16 protein-coding genes are annotated in these 19,209 nt (G+C 32.0%); 4 read left to right on the forward strand and 12 right to left on the reverse strand.

Annotation, left to right across the window (positions count from 1 at the left end; all coding sequences use genetic code 11):
* Positions 1 to 256 precede the first annotated feature (256 nt).
* Positions 257 to 1,219 (forward strand): SPOR domain-containing protein, encoded by a 963-nt coding sequence (locus RC62_RS08470; RefSeq protein WP_055094468.1) that lies wholly within the window; start codon positions 257 to 259, stop codon positions 1,217 to 1,219.
* A gap of 128 nt (positions 1,220 to 1,347) precedes the next feature.
* Entirely contained in the window at positions 1,348 to 1,794 is a 447-nt protein-coding gene (locus RC62_RS08475) for a hypothetical protein (protein WP_055094470.1), read from the forward strand.
* 41 nt (positions 1,795 to 1,835) lie between these two features.
* On the opposite strand, the gene RC62_RS08480 is transcribed toward RC62_RS08475, so the two are convergent.
* The 8 genes from RC62_RS08480 to RC62_RS08515 all read right to left on the reverse strand — a co-directional run bounded on the left by RC62_RS08480 (position 1,836) and on the right by RC62_RS08515 (position 14,225).
* Entirely contained in the window at positions 1,836 to 2,594 is a 759-nt protein-coding gene (locus RC62_RS08480; RefSeq protein WP_055094472.1) for a hypothetical protein, read from the reverse strand.
* Positions 2,595 to 2,662: 68 nt separating this feature from the next.
* On the reverse strand, positions 2,663 to 4,939 hold the full coding sequence (locus RC62_RS08485) for a helix-turn-helix domain-containing protein (RefSeq protein WP_055094474.1): 2,277 nt from the start codon (positions 4,937 to 4,939) through the stop codon (positions 2,663 to 2,665).
* Positions 4,940 to 5,037: 98 nt separating this feature from the next.
* The gene (locus RC62_RS08490) at positions 5,038 to 5,619 is read right to left on the reverse strand and encodes an OmpH family outer membrane protein (RefSeq protein WP_055094476.1); all 582 of its coding nucleotides are present in this window, start codon (positions 5,617 to 5,619) and stop codon (positions 5,038 to 5,040) included.
* A 675-nt stretch (positions 5,620 to 6,294) separates the two neighbouring features.
* Positions 6,295 to 7,143 carry a class I SAM-dependent methyltransferase gene (locus tag RC62_RS08495; protein WP_055094478.1) on the reverse strand — a complete coding sequence of 283 codons (849 nt, stop codon included), beginning with the start codon at positions 7,141 to 7,143 and terminating at the stop codon, positions 6,295 to 6,297.
* Positions 7,144 to 7,238: 95 nt separating this feature from the next.
* Entirely contained in the window at positions 7,239 to 7,505 is a 267-nt protein-coding gene (locus RC62_RS23095) for a hypothetical protein (RefSeq protein WP_245176801.1), read from the reverse strand.
* A gap of 572 nt (positions 7,506 to 8,077) precedes the next feature.
* A complete protein-coding gene (gene mnmG / locus RC62_RS08505) occupies positions 8,078 to 9,949 on the reverse strand; it encodes a tRNA uridine-5-carboxymethylaminomethyl(34) synthesis enzyme MnmG (protein WP_055094480.1) in 1,872 nt (623 codons plus the stop codon).
* A 488-nt stretch (positions 9,950 to 10,437) separates the two neighbouring features.
* The gene (ybeY, locus tag RC62_RS08510; RefSeq protein ID WP_055094482.1) at positions 10,438 to 10,857 is read right to left on the reverse strand and encodes an rRNA maturation RNase YbeY; all 420 of its coding nucleotides are present in this window, start codon (positions 10,855 to 10,857) and stop codon (positions 10,438 to 10,440) included.
* On the reverse strand, positions 10,854 to 14,225 hold the full coding sequence (locus RC62_RS08515) for an O-antigen polymerase (RefSeq protein WP_055094484.1): 3,372 nt from the start codon (positions 14,223 to 14,225) through the stop codon (positions 10,854 to 10,856). Before RC62_RS08515 ends, ybeY begins: the two co-directional genes overlap by 4 nt.
* 163 nt (positions 14,226 to 14,388) lie before the next feature.
* On the opposite strand from RC62_RS08515, the gene gltX reads away from it, so the two are divergent.
* Positions 14,389 to 15,894, forward strand: a complete 1,506-nt coding sequence (gltX, locus tag RC62_RS08520) for a glutamate--tRNA ligase (protein WP_055094486.1) — start codon at positions 14,389 to 14,391, stop codon at positions 15,892 to 15,894.
* 209 nt (positions 15,895 to 16,103) lie between these two features.
* Positions 16,104 to 17,087, forward strand: a complete 984-nt coding sequence (locus RC62_RS08525; protein ID WP_055094487.1) for an SPFH domain-containing protein — start codon at positions 16,104 to 16,106, stop codon at positions 17,085 to 17,087.
* 18 nt (positions 17,088 to 17,105) lie between these two features.
* On the opposite strand, the gene RC62_RS08530 is transcribed toward RC62_RS08525, so the two are convergent.
* The 4 genes from RC62_RS08530 to RC62_RS08545 all read right to left on the reverse strand — a co-directional run bounded on the left by RC62_RS08530 (position 17,106) and on the right by RC62_RS08545 (position 18,737).
* Positions 17,106 to 17,360 (reverse strand): DUF6327 family protein, encoded by a 255-nt coding sequence (locus tag RC62_RS08530; RefSeq protein WP_055094490.1) that lies wholly within the window; start codon positions 17,358 to 17,360, stop codon positions 17,106 to 17,108.
* A gap of 2 nt (positions 17,361 to 17,362) precedes the next feature.
* Positions 17,363 to 17,713: a hypothetical protein gene (locus RC62_RS08535; RefSeq protein WP_055094493.1), complete on the reverse strand. Its 351-nt coding sequence runs from the start codon at positions 17,711 to 17,713 to the stop codon at positions 17,363 to 17,365.
* A 126-nt stretch (positions 17,714 to 17,839) separates the two neighbouring features.
* Positions 17,840 to 18,166, reverse strand: a complete 327-nt coding sequence (locus tag RC62_RS08540; RefSeq protein WP_055094495.1) for a YtxH domain-containing protein — start codon at positions 18,164 to 18,166, stop codon at positions 17,840 to 17,842.
* 91 nt (positions 18,167 to 18,257) lie between these two features.
* Positions 18,258 to 18,737 (reverse strand): hypothetical protein, encoded by a 480-nt coding sequence (locus tag RC62_RS08545; RefSeq protein ID WP_055094552.1) that lies wholly within the window; start codon positions 18,735 to 18,737, stop codon positions 18,258 to 18,260.
* Between the last annotated feature and the right edge of the window lie 472 nt (positions 18,738 to 19,209).

Here is a 19,209-nt window from a genome sequence, read left to right on the forward strand (position 1 = left end):
AAAAATTGATTAACAATAAATGTAGTTCGATCAAGAAGATTTATTTGATCTTTTTTCAAAACACTATAAAATAAATAGTAATAAATTAAAGTAAATTCTTCCAAAAATAACAAATTTAAATATTATTTCTAAAATGAGAAAAAAGATTATTCATTATAACTAACTGAAAATTAATTATCTGTAAAAATATTCGAATTGTTAATAAAAATTGTGAATAAAATTTTGATAACTATATTCGTTGCATAACTTTGTTACTATGAAAATCGAAACTTACATAGCACAGTTATTGTATCGTTATCAGTGTGTAACGGTTCCAGGGTTTGGAGCATTTTTAACCGAAATTCACTCGGCTCAGCTTAATGAAAGCACAAATTCGTTTTTTCCACCCAAGAAAATGATCTCTTTTAATAGCCATTTGAAAAACAATGACGGGCTATTGGCAAATCATATCGCAAACGGAGAAAAAACATCTTACGGTTTTGCTGTAAGTGCCATTGCTTTTGAAGTTCAGAGCTGGAAAAAAACCTTAGATGAAAATGGCACAATAAGCCTTAAAAATATTGGTGAAATTCGTTTAAATTCTGAGAAAAATATAATCTTCACACCCAATGATCAAACCAATTTCCTAACAAGTTCTTTCGGATTAAGTCCGTTTGTTTCACCAATTGTGAAAAAAGAAAATTTTGAGAAAAAAATCAGGGAAATTGAAGAAAGAGAGCCTATTGCCTTATTTGAAGAAGAAGGAAGATCTTCTAATTCATTCTTGAAATATGCTGCAATTTTTGTTTTAGGATTAGGAATTACCGGAAGTATAGGATATCCATTATATCAAAATCAAATAGCTACCAAAACACTTATTGTTGAAAGTGCTGTTCAGAAAAAAGTACAAAACAAAATACAGGAAGCTACATTCCTGATTCAAAATCCGTTACCGGCTGTAACACTTTCTGTAGATTCAGCAAAAGTAGAAGCTGCCGAAGAGAAAGCAATGCCTTATCATATTATGGCAGGCGCTTTTAGAAGCGAGCAAAATGCAAGAAAAGCCTATAATCAATTGATTAAGGATGGTTTTAAAGCAAGAATGCTAGGCGAAAACAAACATGGTTTATTCCCTGTATTGTACGGTAGTTATGCTACTATGGCTGAAGCCGAAAAAGCACAGAAAGAAATTCAAAAAGGTGAAAATCCAGATGCCTGGATTCTAATTGAATCACTATAATATCAAAATCCTAATCCTTAACGATTAGGATTTTTTTTGTCTTATTTTGTCTTTAAAAAAACCTTATCTGACCTAGTTTTCATAGCTGTAAATCTATTTTTGTTCTACACTTTTAAAGAACAAAAAACATGAAATACACACTCAAATTATTCTTTGTATCAATACTTATTCTAAGTTCAAATACTTTTATTGCTCAGACGATATTGACTAGTGTAAAAGCTCAGGAACTAGCACAGAAAAAAGCAGATAAGGAATCTCAAAAATCAACAGATGATTATCACAAAAAGCTTAGCCAAGAGCAATCTGATTTAAAAAAGGAACAAAAAAAGCTCGAAAAACATCAAAAAGATCTCAAAAATTCTGAAAATGATATTGCAGCTACCAACAAGAAAATTGATAAATTAGAATCAAACAAACAAAAATTGGAATCAAAGATAAACTCCAGTTCGATTTCTCAGGAAGATCTTCAAAAACAACAGATTAAATTAAAAGAGCAAGATCTTGAAATTCAAAAGCTCAAACTAAAAAAAATAGAACAGCAAAAAAAACTGGATAAAGTTAAAGCTGAAAATTAAAACCAAAAAAGCCTATTTGTGTCTGCAAATAGGCTTTTTGTTTATCGTGGAACAATTTTAGCATCCTGATTTAGAATTTCTTTTCCGTTCTGATAAATAGTTAAGTTAGCTGGTGCTGAATCTTTTGTTCCCAAAACTGTAATGTAACACTGGTAAAGGAAATTACCTTTTTTGAAATCATAATGATGATTACCACCCGTTCCGTCCTGAAACCATTTTCCGTTTGTAATGATTAAATCCGGCTTTTCGCTCATTGATTGTTTTATTGACCACGAAGCATATCTGTAATTATCATTTCCTAAGTCATCAATTCGGACTCTGAATTTAGATGTTTCTAAGATAATTTGCGGTTCTTTGAACTTAGCAATTGAAGGGTGAAGTTTACTTTTTTCAGACGCTAGTAATTTGTTTTTGAGATCGTTTTCTACTTTTGACTGATAATTAATAGAGAAAACTTTTCCGTCAGTATCGATCCACAAAGTTCCCTGATTTAGCATTATACCGCGCCATCCTACCTCCGACCAGTCTTTTGCGGCATTCGATTTTGAAATTTCAGCTTTCAGTTTAGTATCAAAAATTTCATTATATCTTTTTACAAACTGTGCTTTATTTTTAATACTCGGAATGGGATTTTCTCTGCTTAAAGGATATTTAATAGCCTCGGCAACAGCCTCTTTCCTATCATTTTTCACATTATCAATAAAGTTTTTAATGAACTTTTGATATTCTGGTTTAAGATCCTGTCCTGACACATTTTGAATGGAAATGCCTATGAATAGGATATATAGTAATTTTTTCATATTTCTATTTTACATAATGTTAGTATACTTGCTTTTAAGATTCTTTATCCAATATACAAAATCTAAAATTAATTTATACTGGCTTTGAACATTTTAAGTTCGTCCCAAGTAAATTCATCTCCGTATTTTTCTTTCAACGGATTCAGCGATTCTTCCTGATAAAACTGAAAAGCTTCTCGAAGAGCCAGGATTTTATCATACGGCAAAACATCTGAGATTTCGACTTTCTTAGCTTGAATTAGTTTAACCAAATGCGTTTCGATTGTTTGAACGGTCAATTTTCGCATTCGCGCAATATCTTCAATCGAGTTTTTTGCAAGCCACAAATCGTGGGTTTCCTCGACAGTTGTTTTCTTTTCAGCCTTTGGTACGGTTTTATCCAATTTTCTTGCCGTATAGCGTACCGGTTCTTCGGATTTAAAAATATCCGTATTGCTCATATTAAATTCCTCGTGGATCTTTGCAATCTTATCTAATTTGTAGTTTTTAATCGCTGTAGACGTCAATTTTTCTTTACAGATGGTTTCTCCTGCAACAACGATTTCTATGAGCAATTTGGCCTTCATTAAACGCAAAACAGCTTTAGTTTGCAGATCATCTAGAAAAGCCAGCTCTTCATAAAACTCTTTAACTTTTTTAAATTTCTGAATTTCGGCCATTTTATTCAAAAGATCCGTAACTAATTTGTCCATTGCCTTAAAAAAATAGTCATACGCTGCCACTACTCTTTCCTGAACAAAAAAGAGATCGACGGTTTCTTTATTGAAAATTTTATTAAGCTGATTTACAAATTTTTGTGCAGGGTCTGCCAGCGAATCAATGATTTCTAAACGTTTATGTGCCCAAGTCGAATGTTTAGATTTTTCGGAAGTTGCTGCATTTTCATTATAGCTAAAACGATGATTACGCCATTCCTGAGCCAAATCAGCCCAATTAAAACTGTTAATCAAATAGTTATGAATAAAATTTTTGGTTTCAAAATGCAAAGAATGTTTCAAAACTTCTTCGGTGGCTTTATTTAAAGCGTAATCCATCACATCCTGATCGTTAGAAATACCATTCATCTGTAGCGGAGAAAGTAAAATAAGCCCGTTTAAGGACGTTAAACGCGATAAAGCAACATATGCCTGTCCGGGTAAAAAAACTTGCGATACATCGAGCGCAGCTTTCTCAAAAGTTAATCCCTGACTTTTATGAACGGTTATTGCCCATGCTAATTTTAACGGATAATGCGCAAATGTACCCAAAACCTCTTCTTCGACTTCTTTCGTAAGATCGTTTACTTTGTATCGAATGTTTTTCCACTCGTATTTCTCAACTTCAATGGTTTTATTTTCTTCCGGAAAATGTATAAAAATTTCTTCTGGCGAAAGTGATTTTACAACTCCCATTTTTCCGTTGAAATAGCGCTTTTCAAAAGACAAATCATTCTTTACAAACATGACTTGTGCGCCAATTTTAAGTTTTAAATTTTCTTCTACCGGAAATATTTTTTCCGGAAAATCTCCCACAATAAACGGTTGATAAGCAAATTCATTTCCAGCTAAATCGACAATTGCCAATTCGTTAATCGAATCAGCTTTAGCATTATGCGTGGTAAGAGTTATATATCCGGGATTATTTTTTAAGTCAAAATCAGGTTTCACATATTGGTTCAAAACCTGAATATCCTGAGGTGTAATCTGATTGTTTCGAAGATTGTTTAAAACCGAAATAAATGTATCGTCAGACTGACGGTAAATCTTTGATAATTCAATATATAACGGCGGATATTGCTGAATAACATGTGAATGAAAAAAGAATTTCCCCTTATAATAATTGCGCAAAGTTCGCCATTCTTCGTCCCTGATTACAGGCGGAAGCTGCAATAAATCTCCAATAAAAAGTACCTGAACTCCACCAAAAGGACGTGAATTTTTACGCACCGTTTGCATCATAAAATCGATAGCATCCAGCAAATCAGCACGAAGCATACTTACTTCATCAATAATCAAAAGCTCCATGTTTCGGATCACATTACGCTTTACATTGTTCATTTTAAAATGTCTGCGCAAGGTTTCCTTATTCTCAAATTTTACCGTTTCAGTAAACTGAGATGCTTCATCATATGACGGTATAAAGGCAGAAAATGGCAACTGAAACATAGAATGAATCGTTACTCCGCCCGCATTAAGCGCCGCAATTCCCGTTGGTGCCACTACTACCGTATTTTTGTGGGTTGTAGCAATGATTTCGCGTAAAAGCGTAGTTTTTCCTGTTCCTGCTTTACCAGTCAGGAAGATCGATTTTTGCGTTTGATTGATGAACTGTAAGGTGTAAGCTGCTGCTTCTGTAACGTTTTGCATTGGGCGTATATTGAAAACTAAAAGTATCGCATTTTTATAAAAGAAAAAACCTAAATCTGTACAGATTTAGGTTTTTAATTTAATTAGTTAGTTTGGTATTATTTTTTAGCAGCTTCTCCTTCTTTTACTGCAGGTTTTTCGTCTGTTTTTGGTTCAGCTTTATATTTGTCGTTCAAAGCTTTAATGATATCTTTTGTAATATCGTATTTCTCTTCAGCATATAAAATTGACGCAGCATCACCAGTACCATAGATATAAGAATAACCGTTTTTCTTACCGTAATCTTTGATGAATTTTTTCACTCCACTTACTAGAGAATCCATTTCAACACCACTTTCTTGTTGCAATTGTTGAGACAAAGCTTGTTGAGCATAACCCAATTGTTGTTCTCTTTTTTGCAACTCAGCACCTCTTTGTTGAGCCCAGGCTTGTCCATTTGCTTGTGCCTGACTTTGAAAATTAGCAGCGTCTTGTTTAAAACGTGTAATCTCAGCTTGTAGTTGTCTTCCTTTTTCTTCGGCTTGAGCTTTGTATTTAGCTTCAAGGTCTTTTGCTTCAGTGTACTCTTTCATTAAAACTGAAGTATCTACGTAAGCTGTTTTTACTTCCTTAACTTCTGCAGTTTTATTACATGAAACGGCGAAAATTGAAAGTGCGATAATTACTAATGCTTTTTTCATTTTTTGAATTTCTATTTTTTTTTAATGTATTGAAGACAAAAATATAAAAAAATAAATAGCATCAACATAAAGTTTAAAAAATGCTCTAATTTTATGATATTGTTTTTATTTATCGAAAGAAAAATGTCAATAATTCAACTTTATCAAAAGTGACTTTCATAGCTTTTATTAGAAACACTTTCTCAAAAAAGACATAATTTCCCTTCGCTTGATCTAAAAAGTTGCCAGAAATGCGTTTATTTTGCTTTTTAGCTGTTTTAGAAGGCAAATGCTGAACTAAAATTCTCTTTTGTATAATACACGCTGAGATTTCACCTAAACAAAAAAGAATGAATAAAAATTCATTCTTCTGTTCTATAATTTTCGTAATTTAAATTCAAGTAAAATTTCAATAAGTGCATTTTCTTTTTTTAAGTTAAAAAAAATATTACCACATAAAAAATTCTGCCATTTTATAATATCAAGTTTAAATATTGAATCATAAAAATCACAGTAAAATCTCAAAAAAAGCTTGTTTTTTACGGTATTGTTTTTATTTATGGAAGCTTACTAAAGCATAAAAAACCACTATCAAAAGTGGCTTTTATAGCTTTAATTAGAAGTGTTTTCTCAAAAAAAAGGATACTTTCCCTCGTTACAAGTAAAAAAGTTCCGTAAACGCGCTTATTTTACGTTTTAGCTGTTTTTTAAGACATAAATGTGCGATGAATACTCTTTTGTACTGCTTGCTTTTAAATTTGATTTTAAACCAATAAAAAATGCACTCAGATAATTCATTTTTCCGGTTTTGTATTTCTCCGATAATAAACTCACGTAAAAAGAATCAAATTTCATTGGAAGTACTTTTTCCAATTTCATATCCACTTTTTCAAAAAGAGATTGAATGGCTTTTTTTGAAAAATGCCAAAAATGAATTGGCACATCATAAGCTGCCCAAAAAGCTTTATAATGTTTCGCGTCGTAGGATTTGAAATTTGGAACCGCAACAATTAATGTTCCAGTTGGTTTTAATAAACGCTTCAATTCCTGAATTTGTAATTCTAAATTTGGAACGTGTTCTAAAACGTGCCACATTGTAATCACATCAAATGAATTATTTTCAAGAGCATTAATTTCATTCACAAAAGAAATTCCTTTTTGTATCGCAATATTTTTTGCTCGTTCGCTTGGTTCTACTCCAACAGTTTCCCAACCGTCATTTTTTGCCGTTAATAAAAAATCTCCGGTTCCGGCACCAATATCTAAAATTCTTCCCTTTTGAGGTTGCTCACTATTAATCAAATTCAGTTTGTTTTTTAGCGCAATATTTTTCACAAAGTGATATGCTTTTTCAAATAACGATCTTTTATTATCCGTGTGCGAAATATAATCTTCGCTTTCATAATATTTCCCCAGATTTTCTAAATCAGGTTGTGGAGATGTAATAAGCATATCTAAAGCTTCATCATAATACAATTCGAAAATTTCTTTAGAAACAGAATGGTCTTTTACAGTAAGAAAATGTTTTTTGTTTAAAACGTCCATTTTTTAATTATAGGTATTTGGTTTAATTTCATAGCAAACCCTAAAAGCAAAATTTCACTTTTAGGGCTTATTAATTTTTATATTTATTTTTTCTTCTAGGGTTTCCAATTTATTTTTACAGCCGACATTTTTTCATTTTCAATTCTTTTCTCTGCAATAATTGTAAAACCGTTTTTAATATAAAACGGCATTGGAGATTTATATAAATCTCCATTTTGTTTTACTTCATTTTCATGATCGACAACCCAACCATTCAAACAATCATTTTTACTTTTTATTTCATTCATCAAAAGTGAACCATTTCCTTTTCCTTGAATTTGATGATCTAAAATTATTGCAAACCAATTTTCATCTTCTCTCAAAAAAGTAAAACTCCAACCAATTTATTTTGTTTGAATCATCAATTAACAAATAATGTTTTGTGTTGGCAAGTCCATTTAAATACAAATCAAAATCTTCAATACTATTCAAATGTAATCGCTCTGGATATTCATTATTCCAAAGTTGCATTAAGGAATCTTTTTCTTCCAACGTCAAAACATCTTTTTCAATAATCTTCCTATTGGCGAAATTTTAGACTTTTTCTTTGTCATTATTTCTTTTATCATTTCGACAAAGATTGTTTCTTCTGATTGCGGAGTTACTTACTGAGATTCCTCGTTCCTCGGAATGACAAACTATCTGATTAAATACTTTCCTAAAACAATTTATTTCAAAATAGTTTCACGTGGAACAATTTAATCATATCAGGTTTGTATCGGTTCCAATACTTTTTATCTGCAATAATATATACCACACATTAGATGCACTGCTGTGCATCTCTACAAAAAATGAAACGTATAAAAATAGTTTCACGTGGAACAATTCAATAAACGATCTCAGTATTCAGTATCCAGCTTCACTGAAAACTAAATACTGAGACTGATCACTTTTATTACCTTCCCATATAAATCAACAAAACCGAAATATCACTTGGTGACACTCCGCTTATTCTTGAAGCTTGAGAAATTGTTACAGGACGAATCTTGCTCAATTTTTGTTTTGCTTCAATCGACATTGATTTAATTTTATTATAATCGAAATTCTCTGGGATTTTCACTTCTTCTAAACGCGTAAGTTTATCAGCATTGTTTCTTTCCTTTTCAATATATCCGGAATATTTCACCTGAATTTCTGCTTGCTCTAAAATTTCCTGATCTACATCATTAGCTTCGATGTACTCTTTGACTTTTTCAAATTTCATCATATCTTCTAGATCAATCTGTGGGCGAGAGAAAACTTTAAACATTTTATCTCCTTGTGTAATTGGAGCAGTTTCTTTCGCTTCGAGAATTGGATTTGTCTCTGCAACAGAAACACTCGTCTCTCTAAAGAAAGCAACCATCTTTTCAGATTCGTTTAATTTCTTTTCCATTCTGCGCAAACGAGCTTCAGAAGCCAAACCAATTTCATGCGACATTGGCGTTAATCTAAAGTCGGCATTATCTTGACGCAACAATGTTCTATATTCTGCTCTTGACGTAAACATACGATATGGTTCTTCCGTTCCTTTCGTAATCAAGTCGTCGATCAAAACTCCGATATAAGCTTCATCACGTTTTAAAATCAACGGCGCTTTTTCATGCACTTTTAAATGCGCATTTATTCCAGCCATCAATCCTTGCGAAGCTGCTTCTTCATATCCTGTCGTTCCGTTTATTTGTCCGGCAAAATATAAACCTTCAACTAACTTTGTCTCCAAAGTATGTTTCAATTGAGTTGGCGGGAAATAGTCATATTCGATCGCATAACCTGGACGGAAAAATTTCACCTTCTCAAAACCAGCAACAGAACTCAAAGCTTTAAATTGAATATCCTCCGGAAGCGAAGTCGAAAATCCATTTACATAAACCTCACAAGTATTCCAACCTTCCGGCTCAACAAATAACTGGTGACGTTCTTTATCAGCAAAACGATTAATCTTATCTTCTATCGAAGGGCAATATCTTGGTCCGATACTTTTGATTCTTCCGTTGAACATTGGTGAACGATCAAAACCTTCTCTCAAAATATCATGAACATCCAATGACGTGTACGTCATGTGACAAGATCTTTGATGCGTTAGCGGAACGGTCAAATCCGAATAAGAAAACTTATCCGGTTTCGCATCTCCTTTTTCTTCGTTCATTTTAGAATAATCCAAAGAACGTCCATCAACTCGTGGTGGCGTTCCTGTTTTCATTCTTCCTGATTCAAATCCGACTTTTACCAAATCTTCGGTAATTCCTGTTGCGGCACTTTCTCCTGCTCTTCCTCCTCCAAATTGTTTTTCTCCAATATGGATCAAACCATTCAAGAAAGTTCCATTTGTCAACACAACAGATTTAGATCGAATTTCTACTCCTAGCGAAGTTCTGATTCCTTTTATCTTTCCGTCCTCGATAATCAAACCTTTCACCATCTCCTGGTAGAAATCAAGATTTGGGGTTCCCTCCAACATCATTCTCCATTCTTCGGCAAAACGCATTCGATCACTTTGAACTCTCGGCGACCACATTGCAGGTCCTTTTGATTTGTTCAACATCTTGAATTGAATTGCCGTGCGGTCGGAAACAATTCCTGAATATCCTCCAAGCGCATCAATCTCACGCACAATTTGTCCTTTTGCAATTCCTCCCATCGCTGGGTTGCAAGACATCTGTGCAATGTTCTGCAGACTCATGGTAACCAATAAAGTTTTCGATCCCAAATTTGCGGCCGCTGCCGCGGCTTCAGATCCAGCATGACCTGCACCAACTACAATAACATCGTATTCTTCTAAAAACATTTTGTTTTATTATTCTCTGCAAACCGTTTAAGGCGATCCTCAGAATTATTTTTTCATTCTTTTGTTCCACGTGGAACGGCGCTAACGCGCAAAATTCAAACTCTTCAAGTTCAAAAAACACAATCTAGAAACATCAAACACTTCCTAGATCACAAAAAGCTGTTCCACGTGGAACAGATTAAAACATTCTACATTGACAAGTTCTCGATAAAATCTTCAAAACAAATTTCATGTTCCACGTGAAACATCCTTGCTTATTTCAAAAATCCAAGCTGTCAATCAACTTATGTTCCACGTAAAACATTTATCATTTGAAGTTTCAAAAATCAATCGAACTTTCAGAAGTGTTTCACATGAAATACATTTATATCTTTTTCAAAACAAAAAATATCAAACGTTTCACGTGGAACAATTATACTGTTTCAAACTTTAGGTTACATTATGTTTCACGTGGAACACAATTCTTATCAAAATAAAGAGTGGTTTAATTACTGTTCCACGTGAAACATTGTAATTTTCTCATCCTCTTTTGAACGCATAAGTTCAGCTTCAGAATCACTTTTGTCTTTGTATCCACAATAATGAAGTATACCATGAGCCAAAACTCGTTTTAATTCTTCTATAAAAGAAACATTAAAATCCTTAGCATTATCTTCTACTCTCTCAACAGAAACAAATATATCTCCGTTTAATTCATTGCCAACAGTATAATCAAAACTGATAATATCTGTTAGTGTATCATGATTTAGATATTCTACATTTATCTTATGAAGATATTCATCATCACAAAATATGTAGTTTATCTCTCCTTCGTTTTTATTTTCAGAAACGATTACAGCACTTAGCCAATCAGCAAAGGCTTGTTCGTTGTCTAAAGTAAATTCGGTTTCGTAATTAAAATTGATCATTTTGTATTAAAATATTGTTGAACCTTTTGATTAAAATTCGAGCGCAAAGGTAGTGATTGTCTGTTTAATATCTCTACACTGTTTAAATAATCCAATAGTGAGTTAGGTAACGCATTTGTTCTATTAGAAAATTCAGCTTTATTTGTTTCAGACTGACGCTTTGTATCTTGCCCTTGTTGTTGAACTGCGTTGTTTAATTTTAATAGCTCTTGTTGAATATTGAGAATACGCTGTAAGTTTTCATTCTTAAAACCTTTATTTAAAAGTTGCTTTTCAGAAGCTTTCATTTGATCAATTACAGATTTTCCTTGTGAGTCTAAACCTTGTTTTGCCAATTCCTTTTGCAAAGCTTCTCTAAGTTTTACTTGCTCTTTATATATTTCCATTATTGCTTCTGCATCTCCTTCTCCATCATTCCCATCTTTTCCTTCATTACTTTTTCCGCCACTTTTATTTCCTTGACCGTCTTTACCTTCTCCACTTTTACCCTTACCATCTTTTCCTTGTCCTTGCTTTCCTTCACCGGATTTTCCCTGTTGACCTTCCCCAAGTTTATCTCCCGGTTTCATTCCTTCTTTCATTTTATCAGCAAGACCTTTTTGTTTTTGAATAATATCCGGTAATTGCATTCCTTGACCATCACCTGGTTTTGGTTTTCCTGATCCCGGTTTTGACATAGACATCTGCATGTTGTTTAATAAATCACTTAAAAAATCAGCTAATTTATTTGCAGATGAAACAGCATATTGCTGGTGAGAAACACCTTTTGGAACCTGAACATCACTTAAAGTTTCAATTGCTTTATCTATATTGTATTGTACATTCCCTATTTCTTTAGTAACATCTTCGGCAACTTTTGGGTTACGCAGCGACAACGCAAACAAACTATCATCAACATGTTTAAATTGTTGTTTCAAATTTTGTTGTGTTTTAATATTTCTTGTAAATGCTGAAGAACCCAATTTCATGGTTTTAAATTGTTTCATCACATCTTCCTGAGATAAAGAATATGCTAATAGATTATCCAGAACCTGACGAAGCATTGCAACATCTTCTTCGAGTTGTTCTTGTTCTCCACCCTCCATACTTGAATCCATTTGTTCAGCCATACTTTTCATTTTCTTGGCTGCACTTTTTTGTTTTGGTTTTGCCGAAGATGAATTCTTTTTACTCAATTCTTCAGAAGCTTTCTTTAAATCATCTTTCAAATCTTTCTCTTTCGAAGGATCATTCGGAATATCCAATGGAGATTTTAAAGTCTTATTTTCTTCTTTTAAATCCTTTAAGTCATCCTGAATTTTATCAAAAGCTTTATTAATATCTTCTTGTTTATCCTGAGTGTTTTCCTTTTCTTTATTCGAAAGTTGTTCTTGTTGTTCTGCTAACTTCTTTAATTTATCTGCAACTTGTTCTGCTTTTTTAGAAACATAAAAACGTTTCGTTAATTCAACCAATTGCTCCAAGTTGCGAGATTGGTTCTTGCTGATTTGTTTGAACTTTTCCATTTTATCAAACAACTCTTCGCTGTTTAATTTATCATTTAAGTTCTTCAATTCATCCATTAACTTCTGATTTTTTTCTAAGTCTTTCTCAGCATTATCTAAACGTTTCTGCAAATCATCAGCAGTTTTGTCTTTCTTTTCAGATTGAAACTTATCCAGATTCTTGTTCATTTTCTCTGTAAATTGTTTCATCAACTCGTCTTGTTGTTTCTGACGTTTGATAAAATCATTTACTTTTAGTTGATCTTTAAACTCTAAATTATCTTTTTCTTTTCCTGATTTTTGGATCTTATCCATTTCAGAAAATTGCTTTTCCTGATTTTTCAAAGACTTTGATAAACTGTTTATGTTCTGATTTTGCTGTTGCAATTCCATATCATGAACTTCATCTGTAGTAGAAACCCGGTCTGAAAAAACAGAAGACTTTGTACTCTTAAAACCATGAGGTGCATCATTATCAAAAACCTCAAAATAGTATTCATAAGATACTCCTTCCTGCACAGCAAGGTTACTTGGAAAATTAAAAACAAACTGATCAAATACTCCTGACTTAACCGGAATGGTTCCACGCTTGGCGGTATTAGGTTTGTTATGTTCGTAATAAACAACTTGTAATTTAGACAAACCATAGTCATCTCCTAACCTTCCTAAAACATAATTCTTATCTAACTTTAAACTGTCCGGAGCAGGCGAAACTGTAATAGTTGGATGCTGATCTTTGATAACTGACAGCTGATAATCAAGTTTTTCGTAGTTTTTGATCTTATTATTTGAAGTAAGGATTTGATATTCTGTATTTTGACTGATATTTTTAGCCAATTTAAACTCATTTTCGGCCTTATTGAACTTGAAAATTGCTTTATCATCCTTCCAAACAATCTCCTGAGTCGATTGCGTATTCATTTTCCAAGTCACCAAAGTTCCTTCTGGCACAATTGCATTTCCAGTTCCTTGAATGATTTCTGATTTCTTTTTTAGATAAGATGGAAAATTCAGAACCATTTCAAAGTTCGCAATTGATGGAACCGTGATTACTTTCAATTCGTATTCTTCAGATGAAACTGAATTTCCTTCAAAAGAAAACTCCACATTCGATACCGGTTTTTCAATCTTAAATTCAAACTTTCCAGGTTGAGATGATTCCATAAAATAACTTTCGTTGCCAATATGAATCATTACATTTTCCGGAACAACATTTCCAACAGATTCCATTTTAATAACGAAATCTTTGTTTTGTTCTGTTTGCAAATTTTGATTTAGAACCACAAATTTAAAAGGTGCCGGAGGTAAAAAGGTAGCATTAAAATGTACTACTCTATTTAAACTTTGAGAAATTATATTGCTGTTTCCAGAAATATAAAACACGGCAAAAAGCAAAATTGGAATAATTGCTAATGGTAAATACTTCCTATTGCTTTTAAAATTGATAGCATTCCCAAACGGAATTGGTTGCAACGAATTTGCTTTTTGTTCTATTGAAGCCAACATCAACTCTGAACTTTCTGTTGAATTCTCAGACGCTGACAATTGCAAAAAGTTCGTAAGCTTATCACTTACTTCAGTAAAATGATTTCCAATAATTGCTGAAGCCTGATTATAATCGATTCCTTTTTGAAGTTTAAACAACTTAAAAATCGGAAACAAAATAAATCTAAACAATAGAAAAACTTCTACTCCTATAAATATCCAAAATAATAATGTTCTTCCTAATGGTTTTAACCAAAGAAAATATTCAATAAAAAGCGTAAACAGAAAATATAATAATCCGAAACCAATAAAAAGAAGTCCTCCTTTTATCAATTCATTGGTATAATATTTCTTTATAAATGCTTCTAACTTTTGATATATAGCAGATGTTGTTTTCAATGTGAATCTGTTTTATTTATAACCCATAAAAGTACTAATTATAAGTATAAGTTTGAAAGTCAAAAGTCGAAAGTCAAAAGTTACCATCTTAACGCAAAAGCTTTCAGACTTTCGACTTTTGACTTTTGACGAATGTTGTATCTTTGCATCAAAATTTAAACAAATGTCAAAGCAAGTTCGTGTGCGTTTTGCACCAAGTCCAACAGGACCTTTACATATTGGCGGAGTTCGTACTGCCCTATTTAATTATTTATTTGCCAAAAAAAATAATGGCGTTTTTTATCTAAGAATTGAAGACACAGATCAGACTCGTTTTGTTCCTGGTGCCGAAGCTTATATTATGGAAGCGCTGGAATGGTTAGGAATTTCTCCTGAAGAAACTGTTGGAAAAAACGAAAAATTTGGTCCATACAAACAAAGTGATCGTAAGGAATTATACCAAAGTTATGCTGATCAACTGATCAATTCCGGTTGGGCATATTATGCTTTTGATACTCCGGAAGCTCTTGATGCTTTGAGAAAAGAACAAGAATCTGAAGGAAAAACATTTATTTACAATCATACGATTCGCGAAAAGTTGGATACTTCTCTTGTAATTTCATCAGAAGAAGTTGCTAAAAGAATTGCAAATGGAGAACATTATGTGATCCGTTTTAAAACTCCGGTTGATGAAACTTTACACTTAAAAGATATCATTCGTGGTGATGTAAAATTTGAAACCAGTTTACTAGACGATAAAGTATTGTTTAAAAGTGACGGAATGCCAACCTATCATTTAGCCAATATTGTTGATGATCATTTGATGGAAACTTCACATGTAATTCGTGGTGAAGAATGGTTGCCATCTATGCCTCTTCACGTTTTATTATACAGAGCTTTTGGTTGGGATGCTCCGGAATTTGCACATTTACCTTTGATTTTGAAACCAGTTGGAAACGGAAAATTATCAAAAAGAGATGGTGATAAATTAGGATTTCCTGTGTTTCCATTAGAATGGAAAAACGAAGAAGGCATTTCATCTGGTTACAGAGAGAAAGGATTTTTCCCGGAAGCAGTTGTAAACTTCCTTGCTTTGTTAGGTTGGAATGATGGAACTGACAAAGAATTATTTTCATTAGAAGAATTAGTTGAAGCTTTTGACCTGAATAGAGTTCATAAATCCGGAGCTAAATTTGATCCGGAGAAAAACAAATGGTTCAATCACCAATATTTAATCAAACAAAATGATGCAGATTTAGCGAAAAGCTTCTCTCCTATTTTGGTAGAAAAAGGCGTTGACATTTCTAAATTTGACATCACAAGAATTGTTTCTTTGATTAAAGAAAGAGCTCATTTTGTTTCTGAATTTTGGGATTTAACTGATTTCTTTTTCCAGGCTCCAACATCTTACGATGAAAAAGCAAGCAAAAATTGGAAAGAAGAAACACCGGCTTTAATGCAGGAATTGATTTCTACTCTCGAATATATTGACGGTTTTGATTCGGCAAATATTGAATCAATCGTAAAAGATTGGTTAACTAAGAACGAAATCGGGATGGGTAAAGTTATGCAGCCTTTCCGTTTAAGTTTAGTTGGAGCTCTTAAAGGTCCTCACCTATTTGACATTGTTGAAATCATAGGAAAAGAAGAAACCATTTCAAGAATTCAGAAAGCAATTTCAACTTTATAATATTACAATTTTCACCATTAAGAGATTAAGAAAATTAAGTTAAGCTTTATGAACTTAATATCTTAATAGTAAAAATAAAAAAATCTAATTTTTATAAACGCTAATACACATTGATAAAATGTTGTTAGCGTTTTTTTTATACTTAAAAAAATTGAAATTGGCAGAATATTCGTAATTTACCAGATCATAAAAACTAAATCAATATCATTATGGGTACAGCATTTATTATCATTTTAGTCTTAGGATTTTTTATTTTAATGTCTTCCTTCTTTACTGTCAAACAACAATCATCAGTAATTATAGAAAGATTTGGAAAATTTCATAGCGTGAGAAATTCAGGTTTGCAACTTAAAATTCCGATAGTTGACAGATTGGCCGGACGTGTAAATCTAAAAATTCAACAGCTTGATGTTATCATCGAAACCAAAACCAAAGACAACGTTTTTATCAAAATGAAAGTTTCGGTACAGTTTAAAGTTATTCAGGAAAAAGTATATGATGCTTTTTATAAACTAGAATATCCGCATGATCAGATTACGGCTTATGTTTTTGATGTGGTTCGTGCCGAAGTTCCTAAACTAAAATTGGATGATGTTTTTGAAAGAAAAGATGATATTGCTATTGCAGTAAAAAGAGAATTGAATGAAGCAATGACTACTTACGGATATGATATTATCAATACTTTGGTTACTGATATTGATCCGGACATTCAGGTAAAAAATGCCATGAACAGAATTAATGCTGCTGACAGAGAAAAAACAGCAGCTGAATTTGAAGCTGAAAGTTCAAGAATCAGAATCGTTGCAAAAGCAAAAGCCGAAGCTGAAAGTAAACGTTTACAAGGTCAAGGTATTGCAGATCAGCGTCGTGAAATTGCAAGAGGACTTGTAGAAAGTGTTGAAGTTTTGAATAACGTTGGAATTAATTCTCAAGAAGCTTCTGCATTAATTGTTGTAACGCAACATTATGATACACTTCAAGCAATTGGTGCAGATGCAAACTCTAATTTAATCTTGCTACCAAACTCTCCTCAAGCCGGAAGCGATATGTTAAATAATATGGTAGCGTCGTTTACAGCATCAAATCAGGTTGGTGAAATGATGAAGAAAAACAATAAGAAAGTGGTAAAACCAAAACCAATTCAGCCACAATCTGGATATGAAGATGATATAATTCCAGAAACTGAACAATAATTTAAAACAAAAAGAGGCTTAATTGCCTCTTTTTTTATTGATAAACCAATTGATTATATAGGGTAAAATTGATTGTAAAATTCTGGGATATGAGTTTGATAAGTATTCTTTGTAAGAAGAAAAAACGCCACTCACAATATATTGTGGTGTTATGGATTCTTTGGTTCTTTGAAAACTTAAAACCAATTTTTGATAATTAATCTCTTTTTCAAGTTTTAAAATTTCTAAATCTCTTTCGATTTCTGCGTATGATGCGTATTTTTTATTTTCCATAATTAGTCATTAAAAAAGATTTCTGAAAATTTTTCTAATATAGGACCTTCGACAACTTTATCTTTTAGGAAAAAAAGTAAAATTGTAAACACTAAATAGATCCCTCCTACCGTTAAAAATCCAAGTGCATTACTTTCAAACAAAGATCCAAAAGCATATGCAGCAGCAAAAGATCCAAAAATCATAACCATACTAAAACACAATAAAATCAAAGTAAACTTAAAAATTAAAGTTGTTGATTTCATGGCAACCTTAAAACCCCAAAGTTTATAATAAGCTAAATGACTGTCCAGATAAACTTTAGCCTGATCCTGAATATTTTCGGTATTTTCTTTTAATTCTTCAAAAGCCATAATTGTAATTTAAATTAAAAAAAGAAGCACAAAACTCGTGATTTGATAATTGATTTAGATTTTTCTAAAATTGAAATAACCTAAGCAACTATAAATACACACCTAGTTTTGTGCTTCCTGGATTTATTATTTTTGAAGTTTTGCGTTTTGTGCTTTTAAATCAGCTAGTTTAGATTCTAAAAAACTGATTACCTCTTCTGTTTTATAACTCATATTCGAGAGTAATTCGCCATATGTACCATCAAGATTTTCTTTTGCATGTGCAAATTTTTCACGTAGCACTTCAGAACCTGCTGAAAGAGAATCTTGTAAATTATGTTTTGCGTCATCCAAACCTTCTTTTAATTTAGCACGGGTTTTTGATCCTTTATCCGGAGCAAATAAAATTCCGATCGCTGCTCCTACTGCAGCACCAGCTAAAATTGCTGCAACTGTATTTACGTTTTTTGACATAATATTAAAATTTTAATGAATAATAAAGGTAGTCTTTTTTTAAATTATAAATTATTGATTAAATGTAATTTAATAAAAATTAACACTAAATTTAATACACATAAGCAACAGCTTCATACTTTCCATCTCCTTTGTCCACAATACTAACAAATGGATAACCATTAGAAGCAGATTGCGTTTTGATTCTCATCGCAGTTTGGTTTTGATTTGCAATTGGCGGTTCACCTTTTGTCTTTGTCGAGACTCCTGAAAAACTAGCCACTTGTTTTAGACCTATTGTCTTGTCCTGAGATAAAACAGTTACGAATTTATAATCTGATTTTGAATCTACTATAACTTTATCAGAAACTTTCTGGGTTTGATTAGATTGTTTATTGGTGATTTTTGAAACTGCATATTTGCTAATTTTATGTTCTTCTGCACTTCCGTTGAAGGAATAATAAACCAAATCATTTTCGACTTTTATAAAATTAACATCAAGTTCTTCACCGTTGTGTTTTGTAATTTGATGTGTTTGAGAAATTGCAATATTTGCAAATAAAACTGATAGCGTAAAAAATAAAATTTTCATAATATTAAAATTAAGGATTAAAATTGTTTCTGTCAAAACGAAAGACAAAATTTCAATAAACCATAAAATTAATTTCATGAAATTTTTAAATTATGAACTACCCTCTGAAAAATACTTTTACGCTGGAAGTATTATCAAAATACAATCACAATTACAATTGACCATAAAACCAATCTTTAGAATTCAGATTTAGAATTGACTCTAAAACAAAAAATTATTCATTTTTAAATTTTAGGCAAACTCATATTAGATTCTTAAGTGCATTTAAAATTTGACACTTTAAATTTGACCTTTGGATAAAAATACCAACTTTATAAACAATTGTATGTTAACAACCCGTTAAACTAAGAAAAATGAGGTCAAAAACTTAAATAAAGCTTAAAAATCAACAATAATTTAAAATATGATTAATGACATGGAATAAATAAAAAAGTTACTTAAAATCAATTTATGAAAGCTGTTTTTAATCATA

It is taken from the genome of Flavobacterium aquidurense, from assembly GCF_001404985.1.
GTDB lineage: Bacteria > Bacteroidota > Bacteroidia > Flavobacteriales > Flavobacteriaceae > Flavobacterium > Flavobacterium aquidurense_B.

Coding starts and splice junctions, on each gene's coding strand:
- mnmG (WP_055094480.1), bottom strand. CDS start 9,949: ATGTTTTTAGAAGAATACGATGTTATTGTAGTTGGTGCAGGTCATGCT.
- RC62_RS08495 (WP_055094478.1), bottom strand. CDS start 7,143: ATGGACGTTTTAAACAAAAAACATTTTCTTACTGTAAAAGACCATTCT.
- RC62_RS08530 (WP_055094490.1), bottom strand. CDS start 17,360: ATGGAAAATAAAAAATACGCATCATACGCAGAAATCGAAAGAGATTTA.
- ybeY (WP_055094482.1), bottom strand. CDS start 10,857: ATGATCAATTTTAATTACGAAACCGAATTTACTTTAGACAACGAACAA.
- RC62_RS08540 (WP_055094495.1), bottom strand. CDS start 18,166: ATGTCAAAAAACGTAAATACAGTTGCAGCAATTTTAGCTGGTGCTGCA.
- RC62_RS08490 (WP_055094476.1), bottom strand. CDS start 5,619: ATGAAAAAAGCATTAGTAATTATCGCACTTTCAATTTTCGCCGTTTCA.
- gltX (WP_055094486.1), top strand. CDS start 14,389: ATGTCAAAGCAAGTTCGTGTGCGTTTTGCACCAAGTCCAACAGGACCT.
- RC62_RS08470 (WP_055094468.1), top strand. CDS start 257: ATGAAAATCGAAACTTACATAGCACAGTTATTGTATCGTTATCAGTGT.
- RC62_RS08545 (WP_055094552.1), bottom strand. CDS start 18,737: ATGAAAATTTTATTTTTTACGCTATCAGTTTTATTTGCAAATATTGCA.
- RC62_RS08525 (WP_055094487.1), top strand. CDS start 16,104: ATGGGTACAGCATTTATTATCATTTTAGTCTTAGGATTTTTTATTTTA.
- RC62_RS08535 (WP_055094493.1), bottom strand. CDS start 17,713: ATGGCTTTTGAAGAATTAAAAGAAAATACCGAAAATATTCAGGATCAG.
- RC62_RS08475 (WP_055094470.1), top strand. CDS start 1,348: ATGAAATACACACTCAAATTATTCTTTGTATCAATACTTATTCTAAGT.
- RC62_RS08485 (WP_055094474.1), bottom strand. CDS start 4,939: ATGCAAAACGTTACAGAAGCAGCAGCTTACACCTTACAGTTCATCAAT.
- RC62_RS08480 (WP_055094472.1), bottom strand. CDS start 2,594: ATGAAAAAATTACTATATATCCTATTCATAGGCATTTCCATTCAAAAT.